The sequence below is a fragment of the Streptomyces sp. NPDC002138 genome (assembly GCF_040296485.1).
Taxonomy (GTDB): domain Bacteria; phylum Actinomycetota; class Actinomycetes; order Streptomycetales; family Streptomycetaceae; genus Streptomyces.
On sequence record NZ_JBEOXE010000083.1, the window covers coordinates 1 to 25,821 of the forward strand.

Sequence of the window (25,821 nt, forward strand, 5' to 3'; positions counted from 1 at the left end):
GTCACCGCGCGCCTCCCGCGGATCCCCGGCGCCGTGCGCCGCCCGGCCGCCCCGCACCGGCCGCGGGCGGGCGCGTCCCCCCAGACCACCACGGCCGTACTGCCGTGGTTCACCCCGGACAGCGCGCCGGGGACAGCCCCGCAATCCGATCCACCGGCACCACAGACGTCCGCACCGTCTGAGAACAGTCCGACGACGAAGGGACATTCGTGAAGACCCAACGGAGGGCGAGCGCGGCCGCGCTCGCGCTGCTGTTCGGCGGCGCGGGTTTCGCCATGGTGGCCACACCCGCCCAGGCGGCCGTGATTGACGTCCAGTACAACTGCAAGACCCCCATCGGGGACAAATCGGCGGTCTCGCCGATCGACATCAAGGGCGTCAAGGAGGGCGACGGCTACAAGCTCACGATGTCCTTCCAGAAGGGCGTCTCCTCCAGCCCCGTCCAGCTGGGCGCGGGCGCGATGACCCCCAGCGCGGTGATCGTGCTCGACGGCGCCGAGAAGGGGTCCGTCGCGGTCTCCGGACCGGCCAACGCCGAGCCGATACCCGCCAACACACCGATCAAGATCAGTGACCTCTCGGGCACTTACACGCCCAAGAAGTCCGGCAAGGTCACCTTCACCGCCGGTGTCCTGACGATCAAGGCGCTGGGTACGACGACCACCTGCACCCCGGGCAACAGCCCGGGGCCCTCCCTCGAGCTCGACGTGACGGCCCCGGGCGGCGGCACCCCGCCGCCGACCAGCCCGCCGCCCACCAGCGCCCCGCCGACCAGCGCGCCCCCCACCACCCCGCCGCCCACCACGGGCCCGCCCACCAGCCCGTCGCCCAGCGCGACCGGCGGCGGCCAGACCGACTTCCCGGGCAAGGCCGTCGAGGTCGCCTTCGACTGCGGGCCGGTGGTCCCCGGCGGCATCAAGACGCCGGTCACGATCAGCGCCAAGAAGAACGGCGGCGCCTACGCCCTGACCGTCAAGACCGCCAAGGGCGCCATGGCCAGCCCGATGGCCCTGCCCGCGGGGGCGCTCAAGCCCTCGATGAACGTCAAGCTCGGCGGCGCCGACAGCGGCACGGTCAAGGTGACCGGCCCGGCCAACGCGGAGCCGATCCCGGACAAGGCCCCGGTCAGCCTGAGCGACATGAGCGGCACCTACACGCCCGGCAAGACCGGCAAGGTGACGCTCAGCCCCGACCAGCTGACCATCGACGTCACCATGGCCCCGGGGGCCACGCCCATCAACGTGCCCTGCAAGGCCACCAGCAGCGGCGTCTCCCTGGAGCTGGACACGGCGGCCCAGCCGGGCGGCTCCGGCGGAGCCGGCGGCCCGGGCACGGCCGGCGGCAGCGCCGCGGCCGCGGGCGGCCTGGCCGAGACCGGGTCCTCCGACGACGGCGGGTTCAAGGCCCTGGCGCTCGTCGCCGGGACCGTGGTCCTGCTCGGCGGCGCGGTGTTCACCTTCACCCCGTGGCGCCGCCTGCGCGGCACGAGGTAGCCCGTACGACCGGGAAACGCGGAACGGCCCGGCACACCTCGCGGTGTGCCGGGCCGTTCCGTGCGCGGTGCGCGCGAAAGGCGGGGTGCGTCAGTGCACGTCGCCCATCATCGACTGGACCTTCTTGCGGTACGTGTAGACCGCGAAGCCGGCCAGCGCGGCGGCGAGCGCCTGGAAGGCGATCACCCAGGTGCCGTTGAGGTCCACCCCGCCGATCGACAGGAGGCTGGTGATGCAGTCACCGGCGGTGACCGCGAGGAACCAGACACCCATCATCTGGGAGGCGTACTTCTGCGGGGCCATCTTCGTGGTGACGGAGAGGCCGACCGGGGACACGCACAGCTCGCCGATGGTCTGGATCATGTAGATCGAGACGAGCCACAGCGGGGAGACCTTGGTGCCGTCGCCCGCCATGTTCATCGGGACGATGAAGACGAAGAACGAGGCGCCGATCAGGACCAGACCCATCGCGAACTTCACGATGGTGTTCGGCTCCTGGTTCTTGCGCGCCAGCCACACCCACAGCCAGGCGAAGACCGGGGCCAGCGCCATCACGAAGAGCGGGTTCAGCGACTGGTACCAGGTGGCCGAGAAGCCGAGGCCGAAGACGGTGTCGGCGGTCTTGTCGTCCGCGAACAGGGACAGCGTGGAGCCACCCTGGTCGTAGATCATCCAGAAGACGGCGGCGGCGATGAAGAACCAGATGTAAGCGGTCATCTTCGACTGCTCGGCACCCGACAGGTCCTTGTCGCGCTTGATGCGCGTCAGCACCGCGACCGGGATGAACAGGCCGGCCAGCGTCAGCGGGACCAGCGCCCAGTTCAGCGTGTACGCGCCGAGGGCGACCACGGCGCCGTAGAAGACGGCGATGCCCACGACGGCGAACGCGGCCTTCGTGAGGACGGCCTTGCGCTCCTCCGGGGACAGCGGGTTCGGGACCAGGCTGCTCTTCGGGCTCAGGTGCTTGGTGCCGAGCAGGAACTGGGCGAGACCCAGGCCCATGCCGACGGCGGCGAGGGCGAAGCCCAGGTGCCAGTTGTGCTCCTTGCCGACCGTGCCGACGACGAGCGGGGCCACGAAGGCGCCGAGGTTGATCCCGACGTAGAAGAGGGTGAAGCCACCGTCACGACGCGGGTCCTCGGGACCGTCGTACAGGTGACCGACCATCGTGGAGATGTTGGCCTTCAGCAGACCCGAACCGGCCGCGACCAGGATCAGACCGACGAAGAACATCGCCTGACCGGGAACGGCCAGCGACAGGTGACCGGCCATGATCACGAAACCGGCGATGGCGACCGTCTTGCGGGCGCCCCAGACACGGTCGCCGAACCAGCCGCCCGGCATCGCCATGAGGTAGACCATGGAGACGTACACCGAGTAGATGGCCGTGGTCGTGGCCGCTGTCATGGCCAGACCGCCGCCCTGGCTGCCCGTGGCGGCGTCGGCGCCGCCCGAGACCAGGTAGTACACCAGGAGGGCGCGCATGCCGTAGTAGGAGAAGCGCTCCCACATCTCGGTCATGAACAGAGTGGCCAGGCCACGGGGGTGGCCGAAGAAGGTCTTTTCGGTGGACGGGTCCGCCGAACCCTTCGTCAGGCTGGAAGCCATGGTCGATCCTTGCTTGATCGGGACGCTTCGCTTCGTGAGCGGTACAGCGCCCGGTGGGGGGTGGCCGGCACCGGCGACGTACGCCCCACCCCACGCCCTGGGGTCTCGCAGCCGCGACGGCGGCGAAGGGACATCCGTAACCGGGATCCACGCCTTGCGCGCACCTTCGCGCGCAGGGCCCGGCCCACAGGTCATTCACTGTCATCAAGCCCGGTGAGGGCAGTCTCTTCAGACTGCCTCGCCGGTCAGGACAGAAGAAGAGGCCTTTGGCTCGCTTTTCGGCACAAAGGACCTCGAGGTAGTGCATCAGGCGTCTCGACACCATACGACACGACACTGCGGCATATGAATGCACTTGAGATATGGATCACAGGCTTCCGGGGAACCGTTTGATCACATTCAAAGGCGCCGGGTCGCCTCACAGGGTAGATCCACAGGGGTGTCCGGGTGCAGCCCTGCGGCCGCCCGCCGCGGACTACCATCACCCACATGACGCGTGTACTGCTCGCCGAGGACGACGCATCCATCTCGGAACCCCTGGCCCGCGCCCTGCGCCGGGAAGGGTACGAGGTCGAGGTCCGCGAGGACGGACCGACCGCGCTGGACGCGGGACTGCAGGGCGGCGTCGATCTTGTCGTCCTGGACCTGGGCCTGCCCGGGATGGACGGCCTGGAAGTCGCCCGCCGGCTGCGTGCCGAGGGGCACGGCTTCCCGATCCTGGTGCTGACCGCCCGGGCGGACGAGGTCGACACCGTGGTCGGGCTCGACGCCGGGGCCGACGACTACGTGACCAAGCCCTTCCGGCTCGCCGAGCTGCTGGCCCGGGTCCGGGCCCTGCTCCGGCGCGGCGCCACCGAGCCCGCGCAGCCCCCCGCCACCCACGGGGTGCGGATCGACGTCGAGTCGCACCGCGCCTGGATGGGGGAGGAGGAGCTCCAGCTCACGGCCAAGGAGTTCGACCTGCTGCGGGTCCTGGTGCGCGACGCGGGCCGGGTCGTCACCCGCGACCAGCTCATGCGCGAGGTCTGGGACACCACCTGGTGGTCCTCCACCAAGACCCTGGACATGCACATCTCCTGGCTGCGCAAGAAGCTGGGCGACGACGCCGCGAACCCGCGCTACATCGCCACCGTCCGGGGCGTCGGCTTCCGCTTCGAGAAGAGCTGACCGCCCCGGGGGCACCCGTTAGGGCATCCTCTAAGGCATGCGCCGCCGCCTGATCAACTCCACGCTCGCCGTGGTGCTCGTCGTGATCGCCGTGTTCGGGATCTCCCTCGTGATCGTGGAGACCCGGACGATCACCAGCAGTGCCCAGGACAGCGTCGAATCCGAGGCCCTGCGCCTGGTCGGCATCGTCGAGTCGAACGTGCTGGAGAAGAAGGCGATCGACGCCCGCTCGCTCGGCGAACAGCTGGACGCGGGCCGCCACGCCCGCATCCAGGTCCCCGGCCAGCTCCCGATCGAGATCGGCGTGCCCGTCGACGGCAGCGCCCTGCGCGGCAGCGCCAAGGGGGAACAGGGCGAGAGCGTGGTGGTCGAGGAGTCCCGCTCCACGGTCACCAAGGAGGTCGGCCGCACCCTCGCGGTGGTCGGCGCCGTCGCCCTGCTGGCCGTCGTGGCGGCGGTCCTGCTCGCCGTCCGCCAGGCCAACCGGCTGGCCTCGCCCCTGACCGACCTCGCGGAGACCGCCGAACGCCTCGGCTCGGGCGACCCCCGGCCGCGCCACAAGCGGTACGGGGTGCCCGAGCTGGACCGGGTCGCGGACGTCCTGGACGCCAGCGCCGAGCGGATCGGGCGGATGCTGACCGCCGAGCGGCGCCTGGCCGCCGACGCCTCGCACCAGCTGCGGACCCCGCTGACCGCGCTGTCGATGCGGCTGGAGGAGATCACGGTCACGGACGACCTGGAGACCGTACGGGAAGAGGCGAGCATCGCCCTCACCCAGGTGGAGCGGCTCACGGACGTGGTGGAACGCCTGCTGACGAACTCCCGCGACCCGCGCACGGGCTCGGCGGTCCCCTTCGACCTGGACGAGGTCGTCAAGCAGCAGGTGGAGGAGTGGCGGCCGGCCTACCGCAGCGCCGGACGCGCCATCGTGCGCTCCGGGAAGCAGGGGATGCGGGCCGTGGGCACGCCGGGCGCGGTGTCCCAGGTGCTGGCGACGCTGGTCGAGAACGCGCTCATGCACGGCGGCGGTACGGTCGCCCTGCGCACCCGCGTGACCGGGAACCAGGCGGTCATCGAGGTGACGGACGACGGTCCGGGAGTCCCTCCGGACCTCGGCAACCGGATCTTCGAGCGGGCGATCAGCGGGCGGAATTCCACGGGCATCGGCCTCGCGGTGGCCCGGGACCTCGCCGAGGCGGACGGCGGCCGCCTCGAACTGCTCCAGGCACAGCCGCCGGTCTTCGCCCTGTTCCTCAGCCGCACGGCACCGGAACGGGTGGAGCTGGAACAGCCGGTGCGCTAGGCCGTCCCTTCCGGATCTTGCCCGGCCCGCTAGCGGGCGGCGGGCTCCGGGGAGACGGGCGAGACGGGCGAGACGGGGGCGACGGGCGCGGGCCCGGCGGCCGGGACGTCCTCGCGCTGCGCGGCGACCACCGGGGCCGCGGCGGTCGTGGCGGTCGTGGCGACGGCGGGCTCGGGCAGCGCCCGGAAGACCCAGGTCCGGTAGGACCAGAAGCGGAACACGGTCGCGATGCCCATGCCGAGGAACTTGAATATGTTGCTCTGCAGGTTGCTGTCCCAGCCGAACCCGTAGGTCGCCACGTAGAGCACGCCGCTCTCGATGATCATGCCGATCAGGCTGAACGCCACGAACAGGGTCAGCTCGCGGCGGCGGCTGCCCCGGTCGCGGTCGCGGTAGGTGAAGTACCGGAACCCGATGTAATTGCTGATGATCGCCACGACGATGGCTATGACGCTGGCGCGCACGACGGCCAGGTCGGTCGTGCTCCGGAGCAGGTTGAAGACGCCGAAGTTGACCAGCACGCCCAGACCGCCGACGGCGCCGAACTTCAGGACCTCCCGGCCGATGCCGCGGAAGCGTTCGGTCAGCGTGACGGGTTGCGGCGTACTCATGTGATGGCTCAGTCCCTGCCGGTCGATGGTTCCAACCTGTCCATGGTAAGTGTCCGCCCCATGAAACGTGTGTGCCTTCCGACACCCGTGCGGAGCAGCGGACGGGACGCGCGTAGACCTCGCCGGCTGACATGAACCGGCCCGGGCGGCGTCCGAATGGCGGAATCCGGCCGATACCCTGGAGGAGTGACGTTCCCGGTAATCGGCATGGTCGGCGGCGGGCAGCTCGCCCGCATGACCCACGAGGCGGGTATCCCCCTCGGCATCAGATTCAAGATCCTCAGTGACAGCCCACAGGACTCGGCGGCCCAGGTCGTGAGCGACGTCGTCATCGGCGACTATCGCGATCTGGAGACGCTGCGCGCTTTCGCGCGCGGCTGCGACGTGATCACCTTCGATCACGAGCACGTACCCACCGAGCACCTGCGGGCCCTGGAAGCGGACGGCATCCCCGTCCGCCCGGGGCCCGACGCGCTCGTGCACGCCCAGGACAAGGGGGTGATGCGCGCCCGGCTCGACCAGATCGGCGCGCCCAGTCCCCGCCACCGGATCGTGAGCGATCCGGCGGACGCGGTGGCCTTCGCGGCCGAGGTCGGCGGTTTCCCCGTCATCCTCAAGACCGTGCGGGGCGGGTACGACGGCAAGGGCGTGTGGTTCGTGCGGACCGAGGAGGACGCGGAAGCGCCCTTCAAGGCCGGCGTCCCCGTGCTGGCCGAGGAGAAGGTGGAGTACGTACGGGAGCTGGCGGCCAACATCGTCCGCTCCCCGCACGGCCAGGCCGTGGCGTACCCCGTCGTCGAGTCCGTCCAGGTGGACGGGGTGTGCGACACGGTGATCGCCCCCGCCCCGAACCTCTCCGAGGCCCTCGCGGGCGAGGCCCAGGCCCTCGCCCTGCGGATCGCCAAGGAACTCGACGTGACCGGCCACCTGGCCGTCGAGCTGTTCGAGACGGCCGACGGCCGGATCCTGGTCAACGAACTGGCCATGCGCCCGCACAACTCCGGGCACTGGACCCAGGACGGCGCGATGACCTCCCAGTTCGCCAACCACGTACGGGCGGTCCTGGACCTCCCGCTGGGCGACCCGCGCCCGCGCGCCCGCTGGACGGTCATGGCGAACGTCCTCGGCGGGGACTACCCCGACATGTACGCGGCGTACTTGCACTGCATGGCGCACGACCCCCAGCTGAAGATCCACATGTACGGCAAGGACGTGAAACCCGGACGCAAGGTCGGCCACGTCAACACCTACGGCGACGACCTGGACGATGTGCTGGAGCGCGCACGTCACGCAGCCGGCTACCTCAGAGGGACGATCACAGAATGAGCACTTCCACCGGGCCCGTCATCGGCATCGTCATGGGCTCCGACTCCGACTGGCCCGTCATGGAGGCCGCCGCCCAGGCCCTCGCGGAGTTCGACATCCCCTTCGAGGTCGACGTCGTCTCGGCGCACCGGATGCCGCGCGAGATGATCGCGTACGGCGAGCAGGCCGCCGGGCGCGGACTCAAGGCGATCATCGCCGGGGCCGGCGGCGCCGCGCACCTGCCCGGGATGCTCGCCTCGGTGACCCCGCTGCCCGTGATCGGCGTACCGGTACCGCTCAAGTACCTCGACGGCATGGACTCGCTGCTCTCGATCGTCCAGATGCCCGCCGGGGTTCCCGTCGCCACCGTCTCGGTCGGCGGGGCGCGCAACGCCGGTCTGCTGGCCGCGCGGATCCTGGCGACCCAGGACGCGGAGCTGATGACCCGGATGCGGGAGTTCCAGCAGGAGCTCAACGACCAGGCCACCGAGAAGGGCAAGCGGCTGCGCAACAAGGTCGCGGGCACGGACGCCTTCGGGTTCGGGTTCGGCAAGTGAGCGCGACCGCTTCGGAGCGGCTCGGCGAGGCGCTGGAGCTGCTCGCCGAGCACCCGGTCGTCGACGGCCACAACGACCTCCCGTGGGCCCTGCGCCACCAGGTCCGCTACGACCTGGACCGGCGGGACATCGCCGCCGACCAGTCCGCGCACCTGCACACCGACATCCCCCGGCTGCGGGCCGGCGGGGTCGGGGCGCAGTTCTGGTCCGTCTACGTGCGCTCCGACTTCGCGGGCGACGAGGCGGTCAGCGCCACCCTGGAGCAGATGGACGCGGTCGGCCAGCTGATCGCGCGCTACCCGCACGACCTGGTGCGGGCGCTGACGGCGGACGACATGGAGGCGGCGCGGGCGGACGGCCGGATCGCCTCGCTGATGGGCGCCGAGGGCGGCCACTCCATCAACAACTCGCTGGCGACCCTGCGCTCCCTGCACCGGCTCGGCGTGCGGTACATGACGCTCACGCACAACGACACCATCGACTGGGCGGACTCGGCGACCGACGAGCCGCGCCACGGCGGGCTGAGCGACTTCGGCCGCGAGGTCGTGCGCGAGATGAACCGCATCGGCATGCTGGTCGACCTCTCGCACGTGGCCGCCACCACCATGCGCGACGCGCTCGCCGTCTCGGTGGCGCCGGTGATCTTCTCGCACTCGTCCGCGCTGGCGGTCTGCGACCACCCGCGCAACATCCCGGACGACGTGCTCGCGCAGCTCCCGGCCAACGGGGGCGTGGCCATGGTCACCTTCGTGCCCAAGTTCATCCTCCCGTCGGCGGTGGCCTGGACGGCGGCCGCCGACGAGAACCTGCGCGCGCACGGGCTGCACCACCTGGACACCGGGGCCGAGGCGATGGCCCTGCACCGCGCCTTCGAGGCGCAGAACCCGCGCCCGGTCGCCACGGCGGCCACGGTCGCCGACCACCTGGACCACATGCGCGAGGTCGCGGGCGTGGACCACATCGGCATCGGCGGGGACTACGACGGCACGGCCTTCACCCCGGCCGGGCTGGACGACGTATCGGGGTACCCGAACCTGATCGCCGAGCTGCTGACGCGCGGCTGGTCGCGGGCCGACCTGGCGAAGCTGACCTGGTCGAACGCGGTACGGGCGCTGCGGGACGCGGAGTCGGTGGCGGCCGGGCTGTCGGCGGCCCGGGGCCCGTCGAACGCGGTGCTGTAACCGCGGCGGGCCGGGGCGGCGGCTGTCGCTGGGGCGGGCCGGAGGCGGGGTGGCGGGGTGGCGGGGCCCGGGGGACCGCGCGGCGGGGATCCGGGGGGCGGGATCCGGGGGGCTCACCGCCACCCGAACGCCACATCCGCCGCGAACCCACGCGTCCCCCATGTCACGGTGGCAACACTTCTCTCTCTCCCGCTGCCGCCGAGACCGGAGCGAACGCCATGGCCGACCTGCAGGACGAACCCGCACTCGCGGGCTCCGCCCCCGCCGCACCCGGCTCCGCCGGAGCCGCCCCCGCACCCGCCCCCGTGCCCGCCACGGGGATGCCCGGAGCCCTCGACCGGGCCGCCGCGCTGCTGGCCGTCCATCCCGTCGCCGACGGGTGCAACACCCTGCTCTGGACGCTGCGCCAGAGCCCCTACCACGACAGCATCGACACCCCCGAGGGCGGTGTGGACACCGACATCCCCCGGCTGCGCGCCGGCGCGGTCGGCGCCCAGTTCTGGTCGCTGCTCACCCCCGGGCACGACCGGGTGGTGGCCGAGACCCTCGAACAGATCGACGTCGCGCAGAGCCTGATGCGCCGCTACCCCGACAGCCTGGCCCTCGCGCTGTGCGCGGACGACATGGCCGACGCGCGCAACCGGGGCCGTATCGCCTCGTTCCTCGGCCCGGCGCCGGGCCGCACGCTCACCGACTCGCTCGGCACCCTGCGGGCCTTCCACGCCCTGGGCGTGCGCAGCATGGCTCCGGCGGGCGCCGCGTGGGCGGACCAGGGGCTGACCGCCTTCGGGCACGAGGTGGTGCGCGAGCTGAACCGGCTCGCGATCCTGATCGACCTGACCGGGTGCGACGACGCGGTGGCCGTGCAGATCGCGGGCGCCTCGAAGGCCCCCGTACTGATCTCCCACACGGCGGCCGCCGCCTGCACCCCGCACCCCGAGAACGTCTCCGACGAGGTCCTGCTCGCCCTGCGCGCCGCGGGCGGCCTGTGCATGGTCACCTTCGCCTCCGCCCGGACCGGCGACTCGCTGCACGCGGTGGCGGACCACCTGGACCACGTACGGGCGGTGGCGGGCCCGCACTGCGTCGGCCTCGGCGCCGCCTTCGGCGCCGAACCGCCCACCCCCCGCCCGGCGGGCCTGACCGACCCCTCCGGCTACCCCCATCTGATCGCGGAGCTCCTGGACCGCGGCTGGACGGAAGCGGACCTGGCCCTCCTGACCTGGGAAAACACCCAGCGCGTGCTACGCGACGCGGAATTCACGGCCCGCGCGGCCCAATACCGCCGAGGAGCGGCCTGACACCTGCGCGCCGCCCGTACCGCCTGACCGGGCGGCATTACGGGCGGCGCGGGGCCGATATCGGTTACGCCCGCGGGCGGCCCATCGCACGGTAGGTCCAGCCCGCCGCCCGCCACCGCGCGGAGTCCAGCGCGTTGCGGCCGTCCAGGACCAGCCGGTCCGAGACCAGCGGGGCCAGCGCCGCCGGGTCCAGCTCGCGGAACTCGCGCCATTCGGTCAGGTGCAGGACGACGTCCGCACCCGTGACCGCGGCCACCGCGGAGTCGGCGTAGGCCAGGGTCGGGAAGACCCGCCGCGCGTTGTCCATGCCCTTGGGGTCGTAGACGGTGACCTGCCCGCCCTGGAGGTGGATCTGGCCGGCCACGTTCAGCGCGGGGGAGTCCCGGACGTCGTCCGAGTCCGGCTTGAAGGTCGCGCCGAGGACGGCGACCCGCTTGCCGAGGAAGGAGCCGCCCACCGCGTCCCGGGCCAGCTCGACCATGTGGCCGCGGCGCCGCATGTTGATGGAGTCGACCTCGCGGAGGAAGGTCAGCGCCTGGTCGGCGCCCAGCTCGCCGGCCCGGGCCATGAAGGCCCGGATGTCCTTCGGCAGGCACCCGCCGCCGAAGCCGATGCCCGCGCGCAGGAACTTCGCGCCGATCCGGTCGTCGTGCCCGATCGCCTCGGCCAGCTTCACCACGTCGCCGCCCGCGGCCTCGCAGACCTCGGCCATCGCGTTGATGAAGGAGATCTTCGTGGCGAGGAAGGAGTTCGCGGCGGTCTTGACCAGCTCCGCCGTCGGGAAGTCGGTGACCACGAGCGGCGAGCCCTCGCCGAGCGGGGTCGCGTACACCTCGCGCAGCAGCTTCTCCGCGGTCTCGCCCTGGACGCCGATCACGATCCGGTCCGGGTGCAGGGTGTCCTGCACCGCGAAGCCCTCCCGCAGGAACTCCGGGTTCCAGGCCAGCTCCACGTCCGCGCCGGCCGGGGCCAGCTCGGTCAGCCGGGCCGCCAGCCGCTCGGCCGAGCCCACCGGGACGGTGGACTTGCCGACGACCAGGGCGGGCCGGGTCAGGTGCGGGGCCAGGGACTCGATCGCGGAGTCGACGTAGGACATGTCGCAGGCGTACTCGCCGTGCTTCTGCGGGGTGTTCACGCAGACGAAGTGCACGTCACCGAAGGCGCCGGCCTCCTCCCAGGAGGTGGTGAAGCGCAGCCGCCCGCTCGCGCCCGGCAGCCCGGCGACATGTGCGCCGAGCAGCTCCTCCAGCCCCGGTTCGTACATCGGGACCCGGCCCGCGGCCAGCATCTCGATCTTCTCCGGGACGATGTCCAGCCCCAGCACCTCGAAGCCCAGTTCGGCCATGGCGACGGCGTGGGTGGCGCCGAGATAGCCGGTACCGATCACAGTGATCTTGGGGGCCATGCGTGCTCCAAAGGTGCGGGGCCGTTTGCGGCCACCGAGCATAGTCGGGCACGGACGGGGGGACGGTCCTCCGTACCGGCCCCCGTGCCGGCCCCCGTGCCGGGCGCGCGGGCACCGCCTGTCACGCAGCTCACGTGCGGTTCACGTATCCGTGATCGGGCCGGGACACTAAGCTTCGGGTTACTTAACGGTAGTTAGCATCACGCATCACCTTGGGGAGTGAGAGTCTTGGCGGGTTCTGCCGACTTCGACCTGTACCGCCCGGCCGAGGAGCACGACATGCTCCGCGAGTCGGTCCGCTCGCTCGCCGAGGCGAAGATCCTGCCGTTCGCCGCCGCGGTCGACGAGGAGTCCCGCTTCCCGCAGGAGGCCCTGGACGCGCTCGTCGCCAGCGACCTGCACGCCGTCCACGTGCCCGAGAGCTACGGCGGCGCGGGCGCGGACGCCCTGGCCACCGTGATCGTGATCGAGGAAGTGGCCCGCGTCTGCGCGTCCTCCTCCCTGATCCCGGCCGTCAACAAGCTCGGCTCGCTCCCGGTGATCCTCTCCGGCTCCGAGGAGCTGAAGGCGAAGTACCTGGGTCCGCTGGCCAAGGGCGACGCGATGTTCTCGTACGCGCTCTCCGAGCCCGACGCGGGCTCGGACGCGGCCGGCATGAAGACCCGCGCGGTGCGCGACGGCGACTTCTGGGTGCTCAACGGCGTCAAGCGCTGGATCACCAACGCGGGCGTCTCCGAGTACTACACGGTGATGGCCGTCACGGACCCGGAGAAGCGCTCCAAGGGCATCTCGGCCTTCGTCGTCGAGAAGTCGGACGAGGGCGTCTCCTTCGGCGCCCCGGAGAAGAAGCTCGGCATCAAGGGCTCGCCGACCCGCGAGGTCTACCTCGACAACGTGCGCATCCCCGCCGACCGCATGATCGGCGCCGAGGGCACCGGCTTCGCCACCGCCATGAAGACCCTGGACCACACCCGCATCACCATCGCGGCCCAGGCGCTCGGCATCGCCCAGGGCGCCCTGGACTACGCCAAGGGCTACGTCCAGGAGCGCAAGCAGTTCGGCAAGCCGATCGGCGACTTCCAGGGCGTGCAGTTCATGCTCGCGGACATGGCCATGAAGCTCGAGGCGGCCCGCCAGCTGACCTACGCGGCCGCCGCCCGCTCGGAGCGCGTCTCCGGCGGAGGCCCCCACGAGGACCTCACCTTCTTCGGCGCCGCGGCCAAGTGCTTCGCCTCCGACGTGGCCATGGAGGTCACCACGGACGCCGTCCAGCTCCTCGGCGGCTACGGCTACACCCGGGACTACCCGCTGGAGCGCATGATGCGCGACGCCAAGATCACGCAGATCTACGAAGGCACCAACCAGGTCCAGCGCATCGTCATGGCGCGCAACCTGCCGTAGCGCCTTCGCCCGCACGGACACACGCACGGACACCCGCACGGGCACGTGTACGGACACCCGCACGGACACACGACGGCCTCGACGCGATCGCGCCGGGGCCGCTGTGCCGTGCGGTGTGGTGCCGTGCAGGTCCCGCCGTGCGATGCCCCGCCGACGTCCGGCGCGTCAAGGCGCGGCCCCCTTCCGGGTACCGGCTCGCTAACGATCCGGGGCCGGTCCGGGGGCGTGCCCACTCGGGAGTCCCGTGGGGTGGCCCGGGCGGGAAGTGCCCGTCACCCGGCCGCCGGGCGGCGGCAGTTGGCCCGGCCGGCGCGCCGGGCACCGGGCCCCGTCCGGGTACGGACCCCTGAGAAGGGAACCAACCGGTCCGGTGGATCGTCCTGGTACGTAACCTCCCATAAGCAGTGCCGTGACCGGAGGGGTTCCCCCGGAGCCGCCTCCGGCCTTCGCACGTCCCCGGGTGGGCTAAATTTGAACCTTCGTGCGCCCGAACCTGATGGGGAGAAGAAATGACGGAAGCGATCCTGCTGGTCGGTGGGCAGGGGACGCGACTGCGCCCCGTCACGGTGAACACCCCCAAGCCGATGGTTCCGGCTGCCGGTGTGCCGTTCCTCGCCCACCAGATAGCCAGGGCCGCCGACGCCGGTGTGACGCACATCGTGATGGCCACCTGCTACCTGGCCGAGGTCTTCGAGCCCTACTTCGGTGACGGCTCCGACTTCGGCGTCCACCTCGAGTACGTCGTCGAGGACGAACCCCTCGGCACCGGTGGCGCCATCCGCAACGCCGCCCAGCTGCTGACCGGCGGCGCCGACGAGCCCGTCCTGGTCTTCAACGGCGACATCCTGACCGGCCTGGACATCCGCGGCCTGGTCGACTCCCACCGCGACGCCGACGCGGACGTCTCCCTGCACCTGGTGCGGGTCGAGGACCCGCGCGCCTTCGGTCTGGTCCCCACCGACTCCGAGGGGCGGGTGCTGGCCTTCACCGAGAAGCCGCAGACCCCTGAGGAGATCGTCACCGACCAGATCAACGCGGGCTGCTACGTCTTCCGCCGTTCGGTGATCGACTCCATTCCGGCCGGTCGACCGGTATCCGTCGAGCGCGAGACCTTCCCCGGCCTGCTCGCCTCCGGCGCCAAGCTCTACGGCAAGACCGAGGACACGTACTGGCTGGACCTCGGCAAGCCCGAGTCCTTCGTCCAGGCCTCCTCCGATCTGGTCCGCGGCGTCGTCCACTCCCCGGCCGTTCCGGGCCCGCGCGGTGAGGCGCTGGTCCTCCCCGGCGCCCAGGTGGCGGACGGAGCCAAGGTTTCGGGAGGTACCGTTGTAGGTGCCGGTGCCCGGATCGAGTCGGGCGCCGTCGTACTGGGCTCCATCGTGCTGGACGGCGCCACCATCGGTCCGGACACGCACGTGACCGCCAGTCTGATCGGTGCCGGCGCCGCCGTGGGCGCGCGCACGGTGCTGAACGGCGCGGTCATCGGGGATGGCGCGCTGGTAGGGGCTGACAACGAACTTCGCGCCGGGGTGCGGGTGTGGTGTGAGGCAGAGCTGCCTCCCGCCGCCGTGCGCTTCTCCTCGGACCGGTGACCCCGGGCCGGGTGCATGCGCGTACCGACCGACTTCAGTGAGGCATAACCCTGTGATAGGCGAGCAGAAGACTCCCGGCGAGACCTCGGGCGCCGTCGCGGCCGCGGCCGCATCCACCAAGCTTCCCGACGCGTGGGCGCACACCCCGCTGACCGTGGTCATGCCCACGTACAACGAGGCGGGCAACCTGCCGGGCATGGTCGAGCTGCTGATGGGCCTGGACCTGCCGGGCCTGCGCCTGCTGATCGTCGACGACTCCTCGCCCGACGGCACCGGCAAGATCGCCGAAGACCTCGCCGAGGGCCACCTCGCCGAGGACGGCACCCCCCGCATGTCGGTCCTGCACCGCACCACGAAGGACGGCCTCGGCCGCGCCTACGCCGCGGGCATGACCAAGGCCGTCGAGGACGGCGCCCGGTACGTCCTGCAGATGGACGCCGACGGCTCGCACCCCTCGGGCAAGATCGCCGAGATGCTGGGCGTCGCCATGTCCACCGGCGCGGGCCTCGTCGTCGGCAGCCGTTACGTCCCCGGCGGCACCCTCTCCGACGCCTGGGGCGCCCACCGCAAGCTGCTGTCGCGCTGGGCCAACGCCTACGCCAGCACCATCCTGGGCACCCGCGTCCGTGACATCACGGGCGGCTTCAACATGTGGAGCGCCGAGGCGCTGCGCGCCATCGACCTGGCGTCGGTCGGCAGCGCGGGCTACAGCTTCCAGGTGGAGATGAAGTTCAAGGCGCTGCGCCGCGACTTCCAGGTCATGGAGGTCCCGATCCACTTCGAGGACCGCACCATCGGCGAGTCCAAGATGAACCTCGCGGTCCAGCTGGAGTCCATCGCCATGCCGTGGAAGCTGCGCGCCCGCGCCCGTCGCTGATCCGAGCACGCGCACACGTAGGGGAAGGGCCCGCCGGACGTCGTCCGGCGGGCCCTTCCCGTGCTCCGCACGCCCCCTCGCGCTCCCGCACGCCGTGCCACGGAACGTGTCCGATCACCTACGGTCTGTGATGTCAGCTGGTCGGGGAGAGGAAAGAGGCAGGCGAATGATGCGACGTGCGGTCAAGCTTCTCGGGGCGTGCGCGGCGGCCGCGGTCCTGGCGCTGGCGGCGCCCGGCGCCGCGCAGGCGGCCCGGGGGGTCCTGATCATCGACGGCGCGCGGTACGGCGACCCCGCCGGCTGCTACGGCTTGGGCGACTTCGTCCCGTCCCGGGTGGTCAACGGCACGGACACGACGGCCTGGGTCTGGTCGGGCGCCCAGTGCGACGGGGAGGTGGTGCAGGCGATCCTCTCCGGTCAGGGTGCCGTGGCGCACGGCCGCAGCCTCTTCATCGAGTGAACGGCCGGCGAGGTGTGGTGCGGTGCGGTGCGGCGACCGGAAGCTTCCGTCGCCGCACCGCCCGCCCGAGAGGGCCTAGTTGGCCGTCACCGTCACCTTCTCGCCGTTCTGGATCTGCTTGACGAGCTGCTGCATCTTCGTCTTGTCCCAGATGAGGTTGCCGCCCCGCTCACCGGAGATCGGCATGTTCATGGAGACGCCGTCACCGCCGCTGATGCCCTTCATCGCGAAGAACATCTCGCCCAGGTCCCACAGGCCCATGTCCTTGTCCACGATCAGGGTGTCCAGCCCCGCGCCCAGCGTCGGGTACAGCCGGAACGGGTTCATGATCGTGCCCGGCGTCGCCGCCTGATGGGCCAGGGTCGACAGGAACTTCTGCTGGTTCTTGGTCCGCGCCAGGTCCGACTCGGCGAAGGCGTAGCGGGTCCGGACGAAGGCCAGCGCCTGCTGGCCGTTGAGCGTCTGCTCGCCCGCCTTGAAGTCGGCCCCGGACTTCTCGTCCTTGAAGCCCTTCTCGATGTTCATGTCCACACCGCCGAGGGCGTCCACGATGTTCGCGAAGCCCGCGAAGCCGATCTCGGCGTAGTGGTCGATGCGCAGGCCCGTGTTGAACTCCACGGTGCGCACGAGCAGCTCCGGGCCGTCGTCCGCGTACGTGGCGTTCAGCTTCTCGTGCTTGCCCTTGGCCGGGAACTTCTTGCCGGACTGCGAGCCGATGAAGCTGGGGACCTCGACGTCCGAGTCGCGCGGCAGCGAGACCATGGTGTTCCCGCTGGAGCAGGCCGCCAGGATCATCATCGAGTCGGTCCGCTTGCCCTCGGCCGAGCCGGTGTGCAGCTTCTTCTTCTCCTCGTCGGACATGCCCTCGCGGCTGTCGGAGCCGACGATGAGGTACGTCGTGCAGTCGCCCTCCTTGGGGCGCTCGATGACCTTGGAGAGGTCGACCTCGCGGCGCACCTTGGAGTCGGCCCAGAAGTAGGTGCCGACGGTGGTCACGACCAGCGCCGAGACCAGCACGATCGAGCCGATCTTGATCCGCTTGCGCCAGTCCGGGGCCGGTCCCGGGGCGCGGCCCGGCCGGCCCTCTCCACCCGGACCGCCGGGGCCGCCGGGGCCCGCGGGTCCGCCCGGTCCGCCCGGGCGCTGGGGGGCGGGGGATCCGTAGACCTGCCCGGTGTTGTAACCGCTGTCGTAACCGTCGTCGTACGAGGGCTGCTGCTGGGGCGGTACGCCGTACCCGGGCGGCGCCTGCGCGGGGCGGCCCTGCGACGGGACGGGCGGCTGCCCGGACGGCCGCACCGGCGGCTGCCGGCGCTGGACGTGCGGCATCCGCCGGGCGTCCTCGGGACGCGCCTGGGCGCCGCCGCGTCCGTACCGGTCGTCGCGGTTCTCGTTCCGCCGCCCATCAGGCCAGTCATTCATGGGACAAGGATGCCTGGCCCGCAGGGGCGCGGGACAGGGCGGGCGGGGGTTCGTACCGGTGCTGTTGCAGAGCTGATGCATCCGCGACAGCTTTAAGGTGGCGGTATGACAGACACACCGGACGTGCGGGGCGGGCAGGGCGAGCAGCCGCCCGGAAAGCCGATCTCGGCCTCGCGGACCACCCTCAGCCACATCATGACGGCCAACGACACCAATCTCCTCGGCACGGTGCACGGCGGTGTGATCATGAAGCTGGTGGACGACGCGGCCGGCGCCGTCGCCGGGCGCCACTCCGGCGGCCCCGCCGTCACCGCCTCCATGGACGAGATGGCCTTCCTCGCGCCCGTCCGGGTCGGCGACCTCGTGCACGTGAAGGCGCAGTGCAACTGGACCGGCCGCTCCTCGATGGAGATCGGCGTACGGGTCCTGGCCGAGCGGTGGAACGAGTCCACCCCCGCCACCCAGGTCGGCAGCGCCTACCTCGTCTTCACCGCCGTGGACGCCGACGGCAAGCCGCGCACCGTCCCGCCGGTGACCCCCGAGACCGACCAGGACCGCCGCCGCTACCAGGAGGCCGAGATCCGCCGCACGCACCGCCTCGCCCGACGCCGGGCGATCATGGCGCTGCGCGAGGAAAGAGCGGCCCAGGGCTTCGACGCCTGAACCGGAGGCGGGTGTTCCCGGTCACTCCGGCCATGGGCGGCCTGTGGGTCCGTGGCGGACCCCCGTAAAGTGTCGCGGACGTCCGCGGCTCGCGCGGCGGACCGGAACTCGGCTCTCCTGCCTTCCTGCCTACAGTCGGCCTCGCCGCGGAGTTGTCCCTACATGTCGACCGTCACACCGCCCCCGCCCCTGCGGGAGGCCGTCCCCACCCCGCAGGACCGCGGTACGAGGGGACCCCGGCGTCCCCGTCTCTACGTGCTCGACGGACTGCGCCTGATCGCGGCGCTCTCCGTGGTCGCCTTCCACTGGACCGGCGTCAACATCCACCCGGAGGTCTGGGGCCAGCGGGCCCAGACGGTGATGCCGACGCTCCACCGGTTCGGTGCCTACGGCTGGATGGGCGTCCAGCTGTTCTTCCTGATCAGCGGCTTCGTCATCTGCATGTCCTGCTGGGGGCGCTCGCCCCGGGACTACTTCACCTCCCGCGTGGTGCGCCTCTACCCGGCCTACTGGGCGGGCATCATCATCACCACCCTCGTGGTGAACTTCGCGGCCACGGTCCGCGCCGCCCGCCACCCGATGAGCCTCAGCGACGTGCTGACCAACCTCACGATGCTGGAGCGCCCGCTCGGCGTCACCGAGGCGGACGGCGTCTACTGGACCCTCTGGATCGAGCTGCGGTTCTACCTGCTGTTCGCGGTCGTCGCGGTGATGGGCCTGACCTACCGGCGGGTCCTCGCCTTCTGCGGCATCTGGACGATCCTGGCGGTCATCACCCCGGGCACCGGCAGCAAGCTCATGGACACCGTCTTCATGCCGCAGGACGCCCCGTACTTCATCGCGGGCGTTGCCATGTACCTGATCTACCGCTTCGGTGTGAACCCGATGCTGCTCGGAGTGGTCGCCTTCTCCTGGCTGTTCGCGCAGAACCGGCTGCACATCACGGTCGGCTCCTACGAGTACGAGGTCCACCACACGCTGTCCTGGCCGGTCATGGCCGTCATCTCCGGCGCGAGCTTCCTGGTCATGCTCGCCGTCTCGATGGGCGCCCTCAACTGGATCCGCTGGAAGTGGCTGACGGTGGCGGGCGCGCTGACGTACCCCGTCTACCTGCTCCACCAGGAGCTGGGCTGGGCCATGATCCGCTGGGGCCGCGACCACGGCATCGCCCCCTACCCGCTGCTCGCGATGTGCCTGGCCGCGATCCTCTCGCTGGCCTGGCTCGTCCACCGGTACGCCGAGCGCCCCCTGTCCGCGCTGCTCAAGCGGCTGCTGGACGGCGCGCGGGGCCCCGCGGCGGCGCCGAAGAGCGACCCGCCCGTACGCGCCCGCGGCTAGGGGGTGTCTGACGGATGTCCGCGGCGTCGCCGGGCCCCCGGGATTGGGTTCCGGCGGCGTCGCTCACTTACCCTGGATCGTTGACCGATCCGGAAGGCATGAGCAGATGACCACCAGCAGTACGGCCGTCGTGCCCGAAGCCGGCTCCGGACGGGAGCCGTCGGCTCCCGGAGCCGGAGGGGCGTCCCGCGCACGGCGCGCCTCCGGTGCCTCCCGCTTCGACTGGCTGTGGGCGGCGCTGCTGACCTTCGCGGTCACCACGATAGGCAGCGGCAACGCCCAGCCCTGGCGCGACGAGTTCGCCAGCTGGAACGCTGCCCTCCGTGACACCGACGACCTCGTCGGGATGCTCGGCCACGTCGACGCCGTCTCCGGTGCGTACTACCTGATCCTGCACGGCTGGGTCTCCGTCTTCGGCGACTCCGAGGCCATGCTCCGGATGCCGTCGGCCCTGGCCATGGCCGGGGCGGCGGCCTTCGTCGTCCTGGCGGCCCGTCACCTCTTCGACCGCCGTACCGCCGTCTTCGCCGGGCTGCTGTTCGCCCTGCTGCCCGCCGTCTCCAAGTACGGCCAGGAAGCCCGCTCGTACGCCTTCGTCGTCCTCGCGGTCGCCGCGGCCACCTGGCTGCTGTTGCGGGCGCTGGACCGCCCGACGGCGCTGCGCTGGCTGCCGTACTCCCTCGCGGTGGCCGCGGCGGGCCTGTTCCACGTGGTCTCCCTGCTCTTCCTGATGCCGCACGCGATGATCGTGGTGCTGCGCTGGTGGCGCGCCCGCGCCCGGCGGCTGCCCGTCACCTTCACCGCCGCCGTCGCGGTGGGCCTGCTGCCGGTGATCCCGCTGGCCCTGCTCGGCCAGAGCCAGGTGGGCCGTCAGATCAGCTGGCTCAAGGTCCCGCACCTGCGCGGCATCGCGGACCTGTGGACCAACCTCTTCGCTTCCCCGCTGGTCGCGCTCGGCATGGCCGCCGCCGCGCTGCTCCCGCTGGCCTGGAGCCGCGGACGGCGCCCCGCCGTCGAGATCGGCCTGGTGGCCGCCGTCCCGATCGTGGTCGCCTGGGTGATCTCGCAGGGCAGCACCTCGTACTTCCTCGACCGCTACCTGCTCTTCACGCTGCCCGGCTGGGTGGTGCTCGCCGCGGCCGGTCTGGCCGCGCTGCGGCCGCGGGTGGCCGGTGTGGCCGCTCTGGCCCTGCTGATCCTGCTCGGGGTCACCGACCAGCGTCAGCTGCGGACGAAGTACGTGAAGGACCGCACCGACGGGCGGGCCGTGGCGGACATCATCGGCAAGGACTACAAGCCCGGCGACGGCTTCGCACCCGTCAGGGGCACCGACCGCGTCTACATGATCGACTTCACCGTCGAGTACTACCTGCCCCCGCGGATCCGGCTGAAGGACGTCTTCGCCCAGCGCTCCGCTATCGCGAGCGACGACCTCTTCCCCGTCGAGTGCGACAAGCCGGCCGTCTGCCTGGACGGGACGCGGCGGGTGTGGGTCGTCACCTGGAGCGGTACGGACAACCCGTACCACAAGCTCCCCGAGCCGCAGGAGAAGGCGCTCAAGGACCACTACAAGGTGGTCAAGAGCACCAAGGCGGGCAACCTCCAGGTCACCCTGGTCGAGCGCAACCGCTGACGGCCGTTCAGCTCCCGCACACCACCTGGTCGCCCGTCACCACGCCGAATTCGCCTTGGTAGGGGTCCTCGGCGCGGACCGGGACCACCTTCTTGTAGTCCGCGCCCGCCGTCACGATCAGGGTGCGCCCCTGCCCGGCCACCGCCCGCAGCTCGATGCCCGGGAGGGCCGCCGCCACCGTCCGCGCCGAGCGGTCCCAGCGCGGGTCGTACGTCACCAGCGTGCGCTTGATCTCCCGGCTGGCCGCGAGCCCGGGGGTCCGCGTGGTGTCGAAGCCGGTGGCCCGCAGCGCCTCGTCGACCCGGCCGCCCATCCCGTCGATCCGGGTGCCGTTCTCCACCTGGATCCGGATCTGCTGGGGCGACACGTCCACCGGCACGGCGGGCTGCGGCGCGGCCCGCCCCGGCGCGGGCGCCGGCCGGGCCGGGGCCAGCGGCCGGTCGTCGCGCAGCGCCGCAAACACCTTCGCCGCCTTCGGCTCGTCCCACTTGACCGTGTCGCCGAGGCCCTTGACCGGGAACGAGGCGTCCCCGACCGGTACGGACGCGAACTCCGAGGAGGACGGCGTGAAGCCCCGCATCGCCTGCCCCAGCGCCAGCATCTGCTCGGAGCCGAAGCCCCGGTCGGCCCGGACCGAGCCCAGCAGCGTCGAGCTGACCTGCTTGAACTTCACCGGGTTGAGCAGCATCCCGCCGCTGGTGGACTGCTTGATCAGCGCGGCGACGAAGCGCTGCTGACGCTGCATCCGGCCCAGGTCGGAGGCCCCGTCCACATGGCGCGAGCGGACGTACTGCAGGGCCTGGCCGCCGGTGAGGCGGTGGGTGCCGGGCTGCAGGTCGAGGCCCGTGTACGAGTCCTGCATGGGCTTGGCGGTGCAGATCTCCACCCCGCCCATCGCGTCGACCGTCTTCATGAAGCTGGTGAAGTCGACCTCCAGGTAGTGGTCGATCTTCACCCGGGTCATGTTCTCCACCGTGCGCACCGTCAGGTTCGGCCCGCCCTCCGCGTACGCGGCGTTCAGCTTCACCGGGTGCGCGCGGTGCGCCTTGCCGGTGGCGGGGTCGGTGTGCTCGGGGACCTCGGCATAGCTGTCGCGGGGCAGGCTGACCACGCTGGCGCGCTCCCGGTCGGCCGAGATGTGCACCAGCATGATCGTGTCGGTGCAGTGACAGGGCGCCCCGCCGAGCCGGTACTCGCGCTTCTGGTCCGGGGTGATCTTGTCCCGGCCGTCGGTGCCGACGAGCAGGAAGTTCACGCCGTGGCCGGCCTGGGGGCGGTTCTTCATGTCCTTGAAGGGGTCCACCCGCTCGATCCCGGTGTCCAGCCCGGTCATCACCGCGTGCCCGATCGCCCCGGAGCCCAGCACCACCACCGATACGGTCGCCGCCAGCCGTACGCCCCAGCGCGGCCGGTGCCCGCGCTTGACCGGGCCGCCGCCGCGCCGGGGACGCTGCGGTGGGGTGGGACGGGGGGAGCGGTTCGGGTGGGGCACGGGGGACACGGGGGGCACCTCCGCGGCGACAGCAGGGGCAGATGCGTCCGACAGTAGGCCCATACGATCAGCGACTGACCGTACCGATCGTCCGGCGCGCACCCGGTTCCCCCGTACGCGGTAACGTGACACAGATACCCGACCTTGAAGGACCACATGCCCACCCAGCAGCCCGCCGTCTCGGTGATCATGCCGGTGCTCAATGAGGAGCGCCACCTGCGCGACTCCGTCCGGCACATCCTGGGGCAGGACTACGCGGGCGAGATGGAGGTGGTGATCGCGCTCGGCCCGTCCACGGACCGGACCGACGAGATCGCCGCCCAGCTCGTCAGCGAGGACCCGCGCGTCCACACCGTCCCCAACCCCACCGGCCGCACCCCGGCCGCCCTCAACGCCGCCATCAAGGCCTCACGTCACCCGATCGTGGTACGGGTCGACGGGCACGGCATGCTCTCCCCGAACTACATCGCCACCGCCGTGCGGCTCCTGGAGGAGACCGGCGCGCAGAACGTCGGCGGCATCATGCACGCCGAGGGCGAGAACGCGTGGGAAGACGCCGTCGCCGCCGCGATGACCTCGAAGATCGGCGTCGGCAACGCCGCCTTCCACACGGGCGGCGAGGCGGGCCCCGCCGACACCGTCTACCTCGGCGTCTTCCGCCGCGAGGCGCTGGAGCGCGCGGGCGGCTACAACGTGGAGTTCATCCGCGCCCAGGACTGGGAGCTGAACTTCCGCATCCGCGAGGCGGGCGGGCTCATCTGGTTCTCGCCCGAGCTGAAGGTCCAGTACCGCCCGCGCCCCTCCGTACGGGCGCTGGCCAAGCAGTACAAGGACTACGGCCGCTGGCGCCACGTGGTCGCCCGCTACCACGCGGGTTCGATCAACCTGCGCTACCTGGCCCCGCCGACCGCGCTCGTCGCGATCGCGGCGGGCACGCTGGCGGGCGCGACGCTGACCCCGTGGGCCTTCGCGGTCCCGGCGGGCTACCTGGCCGCGATCACCGCGGGCTCCGTACCGGCGGGCAAGGGCCTGCCGCTCGCGGCCCGCGTGCGGATCCCGGTGGCCCTGGCCACGATGCACATGTCCTGGGGCTTCGGCTTCCTGACGAGCCCCCGCTCCCTGGCGAACCGCGTCATCGCGAGCCGCCGCCCCTCGATGCGCGAGGACACCCCGGCGGCGCCGTAGGCCCGGCGGCGCGCGTGCGCGCGACACGGACGGGGGCCCGGCGGATCAGATCCGCCGGGCCCCCGTCCGTATGCGTGCCGCGGGCTACCAGGTGAAGCCCGGCTGGATCTCCATGCACTCCTTGTCGTTGTCGCCGTTCAGCGGGCGGGCCGAGTCCGGGGCCTTGTTCAGGGCCGGGGCGGCGGGCTTCGGGGCGTCGCCCGTGCGCCAGTCCTTGCCCACGAACAGGGTGATCCCGGTGACGTCCGTCGAGCGCTGTACGGAGCTCGCGGGCAGCCCGAGCGCGGTGGCCACGGCCTGGGCGTCGGCGGCCTGGTCGAGGCCCGCGTAGCGGATCAGCGTGGTGTCCTCGCCCGCGACCTGGGAGTCGGCCACGGCCTTGGTGAAGCCCTTGGCCGCGAGCAGCGAGGTGACGTCCGTGGAGCGGCCCTTGACCTTGTTCTCCTCGCCGTCCTTGCCACCGGTCGCGTTGCGCACCAGGACCGCGATCCTGGCGGGCGGCGCGGCCTGGGCGGCGGGCGGCTGCGAGGGTGCGGCCGACGCGGCGGCCGACGGGGACGCGCCGGTCTGCGGCTGGCCCTTGCCGTCGAGCGCGACGTCGTCGCGGACCATCTTGAAGAGTTCCTCGGCCTCGACCGGCTTCGGCTCGACCCGGCCCTCCTCGCGGGTGCTGTAGACCCACGGCATGGTGGTCATGGTGATCCGGCCCGTGGGGACCTTCTTCAGCTCCATGCTGAGGTCGAACAGCTTGTCGATCTTGTTCAGGTCGGGGTCCACGACCATGGCGTGGATGGCCGCCTGCGCCAGGCTGTTGAGCTTCACCGGGTTCGTGAGCTTGGCGTTCTTGCGGAACTCGCGGGCCATGGAGTTCATGTACATGTGCTGGGCGTGCGTACGGCCGATGTCCGTGCCGTCCTCGAAGCCGTAGCGGGTGCGCAGCCACTGCAGGGCCTGCTCGCCCTGGATGACGTTCTGGCCCTTGGGCAGCTTGAGGCCCGAGCCCTTGCCCTCGCTGTTGCGCGAGATCACGTTCTGCTGGACGCAGACCGGGACGCCGCCGATGGCGTCCGCCATCGCCACGACGCCCTTGAAGTCGATCAGCATGAAGTGGTCGATCGGGATGCCGGTCATCTCCTGCCAGGCCGCGACCGTACAGCCCGGACCGCCGCGGCTCAGCGACTCGTTCGTCTGCACGAGGCCCCTGCTGGCCTGGTAGACCTTGCCGTCCGTGTCGGTGCACTTCGGCATCTTGATCATCGTGTCGCGCGGCATCGAGACCACCGACATGTTGCTGCGGTCCGCGGACAGGTGCAGCAGCATCTGTACGTCCGCCAGCGGCGGCCCGTCGAAGGTGTCCTTGGCCCCGCCGAGGGCCTGGTTCTCCTTGTCGTTGCGCGCGTCGGAGCCGATGAGCAGGATGTTCAGCGGGGTCTGCCCGAAGGCGTTGGGCTTGGACTTGCCGAGCCTGCTGTCACCGAGGTTCAGCGCGTCCGTCCTGATGCTGCCGTTCATGTAGCGGTAGTACAGGTATCCGGCGCCGGCCGTCCCGAGTATGACCAGGGCGAGCACCGAGGACACCCAGCGCAGCACCCGTCTGCGCCCCCGCCGCGGCGGCCCGGCCGGACCGGCCGTTCCGGGGCCCGCGCTGCCGCTCCCCGAGCCGTCCCGCGGGCGGGGTACCGCACCGGGTGCACTGCCGCCGACGCCGCCGGATATGCCACCGGTGGCCCCGGAGGGCGCACCCTCCCCCCGCACGTTGCTGTGCGTCACACGTACCCCCCTCAAGATCCTGTTTCGTCAGGCATTGTGCCGGTCGTTGCTGTGTCC

Annotated in this window: 21 protein-coding genes; 15 read left to right on the forward strand and 6 right to left on the reverse strand. The window is 71.5% G+C overall.

All coding sequences use genetic code 11. The features are described 5' to 3' along the window. The first annotated feature begins 209 nt into the window (after positions 1 to 209). On the forward strand, positions 210 to 1,493 hold the full coding sequence (locus tag ABT084_RS33550) for a hypothetical protein (protein WP_351052245.1): 1,284 nt from the start codon (positions 210 to 212) through the stop codon (positions 1,491 to 1,493). 90 nt (positions 1,494 to 1,583) lie between these two features. On the opposite strand, the gene ABT084_RS33555 is transcribed toward ABT084_RS33550, so the two are convergent. Next, entirely contained in the window at positions 1,584 to 3,101 is a 1,518-nt protein-coding gene (locus ABT084_RS33555; RefSeq protein ID WP_351052248.1) for a peptide MFS transporter, read from the reverse strand. 489 nt (positions 3,102 to 3,590) lie between these two features. Here ABT084_RS33555 and ABT084_RS33560 point away from each other — a divergent pair, with 489 nt between their 5' ends. Continuing rightward, entirely contained in the window at positions 3,591 to 4,268 is a 678-nt protein-coding gene (locus ABT084_RS33560; RefSeq protein WP_226734440.1) for a response regulator transcription factor, read from the forward strand. Between the two features lie 37 nt (positions 4,269 to 4,305). Then, positions 4,306 to 5,571, forward strand: a complete 1,266-nt coding sequence (locus ABT084_RS33565; RefSeq protein WP_351052253.1) for a sensor histidine kinase — start codon at positions 4,306 to 4,308, stop codon at positions 5,569 to 5,571. Between the two features lie 29 nt (positions 5,572 to 5,600). Here the strand turns inward: ABT084_RS33565 and ABT084_RS33570 are convergent, their stop codons facing one another. Then, a complete protein-coding gene (locus ABT084_RS33570; RefSeq protein WP_351052256.1) occupies positions 5,601 to 6,182 on the reverse strand; it encodes a GtrA family protein in 582 nt (193 codons plus the stop codon). Between the two features lie 186 nt (positions 6,183 to 6,368). Between ABT084_RS33570 and ABT084_RS33575 the strand changes: the two genes are divergently transcribed. From ABT084_RS33575 to ABT084_RS33590, 4 genes are all read left to right on the forward strand, one after another. Further along, a complete protein-coding gene (locus ABT084_RS33575) occupies positions 6,369 to 7,508 on the forward strand; it encodes a 5-(carboxyamino)imidazole ribonucleotide synthase (protein ID WP_351052258.1) in 1,140 nt (379 codons plus the stop codon). Continuing rightward, positions 7,505 to 8,044 carry a 5-(carboxyamino)imidazole ribonucleotide mutase gene (gene purE / locus ABT084_RS33580; protein WP_351052261.1) on the forward strand — a complete coding sequence of 180 codons (540 nt, stop codon included), beginning with the start codon at positions 7,505 to 7,507 and terminating at the stop codon, positions 8,042 to 8,044. Before ABT084_RS33575 ends, purE begins: the two co-directional genes overlap by 4 nt. Then, positions 8,041 to 9,225 (forward strand): dipeptidase, encoded by a 1,185-nt coding sequence (locus ABT084_RS33585; RefSeq protein ID WP_351052264.1) that lies wholly within the window; start codon positions 8,041 to 8,043, stop codon positions 9,223 to 9,225. The genes purE and ABT084_RS33585 overlap by 4 nt, the downstream gene beginning before the upstream one ends. A gap of 218 nt (positions 9,226 to 9,443) precedes the next feature. Further along, complete coding sequence (locus ABT084_RS33590) at positions 9,444 to 10,526, forward strand: membrane dipeptidase (RefSeq protein WP_351052266.1); 1,083 nt, start codon at positions 9,444 to 9,446, stop codon at positions 10,524 to 10,526. 64 nt (positions 10,527 to 10,590) lie between these two features. Here the strand turns inward: ABT084_RS33590 and ABT084_RS33595 are convergent, their stop codons facing one another. Then, entirely contained in the window at positions 10,591 to 11,931 is a 1,341-nt protein-coding gene (locus ABT084_RS33595) for a UDP-glucose dehydrogenase family protein (RefSeq protein WP_351052269.1), read from the reverse strand. A gap of 228 nt (positions 11,932 to 12,159) precedes the next feature. On the opposite strand from ABT084_RS33595, the gene ABT084_RS33600 reads away from it, so the two are divergent. From ABT084_RS33600 to ABT084_RS33615, 4 genes are all read left to right on the forward strand, one after another. After that, a complete protein-coding gene (locus tag ABT084_RS33600) occupies positions 12,160 to 13,332 on the forward strand; it encodes an acyl-CoA dehydrogenase family protein (RefSeq protein WP_351052272.1) in 1,173 nt (390 codons plus the stop codon). A 509-nt stretch (positions 13,333 to 13,841) separates the two neighbouring features. Continuing rightward, a complete protein-coding gene (manB, locus tag ABT084_RS33605; RefSeq protein ID WP_351052274.1) occupies positions 13,842 to 14,924 on the forward strand; it encodes a mannose-1-phosphate guanylyltransferase in 1,083 nt (360 codons plus the stop codon). A 52-nt stretch (positions 14,925 to 14,976) separates the two neighbouring features. Continuing rightward, positions 14,977 to 15,801, forward strand: coding sequence for a polyprenol monophosphomannose synthase (locus ABT084_RS33610; protein ID WP_502969254.1), 825 nt, complete (start codon positions 14,977 to 14,979; stop codon positions 15,799 to 15,801). Positions 15,802 to 15,967: 166 nt separating this feature from the next. Further along, positions 15,968 to 16,261, forward strand: a complete 294-nt coding sequence (locus ABT084_RS33615; protein WP_351052277.1) for a hypothetical protein — start codon at positions 15,968 to 15,970, stop codon at positions 16,259 to 16,261. 75 nt (positions 16,262 to 16,336) lie between these two features. Here the strand turns inward: ABT084_RS33615 and ABT084_RS33620 are convergent, their stop codons facing one another. Next, positions 16,337 to 17,683, reverse strand: coding sequence for an LCP family protein (locus tag ABT084_RS33620; RefSeq protein WP_351052280.1), 1,347 nt, complete (start codon positions 17,681 to 17,683; stop codon positions 16,337 to 16,339). Positions 17,684 to 17,788: 105 nt separating this feature from the next. Here ABT084_RS33620 and ABT084_RS33625 point away from each other — a divergent pair, with 105 nt between their 5' ends. From ABT084_RS33625 to ABT084_RS33635, 3 genes are all read left to right on the forward strand, one after another. Beyond that, positions 17,789 to 18,346: an acyl-CoA thioesterase gene (locus ABT084_RS33625; RefSeq protein WP_351052283.1), complete on the forward strand. Its 558-nt coding sequence runs from the start codon at positions 17,789 to 17,791 to the stop codon at positions 18,344 to 18,346. 162 nt (positions 18,347 to 18,508) lie between these two features. After that, on the forward strand, positions 18,509 to 19,684 hold the full coding sequence (locus ABT084_RS33630) for an acyltransferase family protein (protein ID WP_351052286.1): 1,176 nt from the start codon (positions 18,509 to 18,511) through the stop codon (positions 19,682 to 19,684). A 106-nt stretch (positions 19,685 to 19,790) separates the two neighbouring features. Further along, complete coding sequence (locus ABT084_RS33635) at positions 19,791 to 21,317, forward strand: glycosyltransferase family 39 protein (RefSeq protein WP_351052288.1); 1,527 nt, start codon at positions 19,791 to 19,793, stop codon at positions 21,315 to 21,317. A gap of 7 nt (positions 21,318 to 21,324) precedes the next feature. On the opposite strand, the gene ABT084_RS33640 is transcribed toward ABT084_RS33635, so the two are convergent. After that, positions 21,325 to 22,872: an LCP family protein gene (locus ABT084_RS33640; protein ID WP_351052291.1), complete on the reverse strand. Its 1,548-nt coding sequence runs from the start codon at positions 22,870 to 22,872 to the stop codon at positions 21,325 to 21,327. Positions 22,873 to 22,965: 93 nt separating this feature from the next. Here ABT084_RS33640 and ABT084_RS33645 point away from each other — a divergent pair, with 93 nt between their 5' ends. After that, a complete protein-coding gene (locus ABT084_RS33645; RefSeq protein WP_351052293.1) occupies positions 22,966 to 23,994 on the forward strand; it encodes a glycosyltransferase family 2 protein in 1,029 nt (342 codons plus the stop codon). Between the two features lie 84 nt (positions 23,995 to 24,078). Here the strand turns inward: ABT084_RS33645 and ABT084_RS33650 are convergent, their stop codons facing one another. Beyond that, a complete protein-coding gene (locus ABT084_RS33650) occupies positions 24,079 to 25,764 on the reverse strand; it encodes an LCP family protein (RefSeq protein ID WP_351052296.1) in 1,686 nt (561 codons plus the stop codon). Between the last annotated feature and the right edge of the window lie 57 nt (positions 25,765 to 25,821).

Excerpts from the sequence above, each read along its gene's own strand:
- ABT084_RS33555 (WP_351052248.1), bottom strand. The coding sequence starts at position 3,101 with ATGGCTTCCAGCCTGACGAAGGGTTCGGCGGACCCGTCCACCGAAAAG.
- ABT084_RS33560 (WP_226734440.1), top strand. The coding sequence starts at position 3,591 with ATGACGCGTGTACTGCTCGCCGAGGACGACGCATCCATCTCGGAACCC.
- ABT084_RS33565 (WP_351052253.1), top strand. The coding sequence starts at position 4,306 with ATGCGCCGCCGCCTGATCAACTCCACGCTCGCCGTGGTGCTCGTCGTG.
- ABT084_RS33570 (WP_351052256.1), bottom strand. The coding sequence starts at position 6,182 with ATGAGTACGCCGCAACCCGTCACGCTGACCGAACGCTTCCGCGGCATC.
- purE (WP_351052261.1), top strand. The coding sequence starts at position 7,505 with ATGAGCACTTCCACCGGGCCCGTCATCGGCATCGTCATGGGCTCCGAC.
- ABT084_RS33590 (WP_351052266.1), top strand. The coding sequence starts at position 9,444 with ATGGCCGACCTGCAGGACGAACCCGCACTCGCGGGCTCCGCCCCCGCC.
- ABT084_RS33595 (WP_351052269.1), bottom strand. The coding sequence starts at position 11,931 with ATGGCCCCCAAGATCACTGTGATCGGTACCGGCTATCTCGGCGCCACC.
- manB (WP_351052274.1), top strand. The coding sequence starts at position 13,842 with ATGACGGAAGCGATCCTGCTGGTCGGTGGGCAGGGGACGCGACTGCGC.
- ABT084_RS33615 (WP_351052277.1), top strand. The coding sequence starts at position 15,968 with ATGATGCGACGTGCGGTCAAGCTTCTCGGGGCGTGCGCGGCGGCCGCG.
- ABT084_RS33620 (WP_351052280.1), bottom strand. The coding sequence starts at position 17,683 with ATGAATGACTGGCCTGATGGGCGGCGGAACGAGAACCGCGACGACCGG.
- ABT084_RS33625 (WP_351052283.1), top strand. The coding sequence starts at position 17,789 with ATGACAGACACACCGGACGTGCGGGGCGGGCAGGGCGAGCAGCCGCCC.
- ABT084_RS33630 (WP_351052286.1), top strand. The coding sequence starts at position 18,509 with ATGTCGACCGTCACACCGCCCCCGCCCCTGCGGGAGGCCGTCCCCACC.
- ABT084_RS33635 (WP_351052288.1), top strand. The coding sequence starts at position 19,791 with ATGACCACCAGCAGTACGGCCGTCGTGCCCGAAGCCGGCTCCGGACGG.
- ABT084_RS33640 (WP_351052291.1), bottom strand. The coding sequence starts at position 22,872 with ATGGGCCTACTGTCGGACGCATCTGCCCCTGCTGTCGCCGCGGAGGTG.
- ABT084_RS33645 (WP_351052293.1), top strand. The coding sequence starts at position 22,966 with ATGCCCACCCAGCAGCCCGCCGTCTCGGTGATCATGCCGGTGCTCAAT.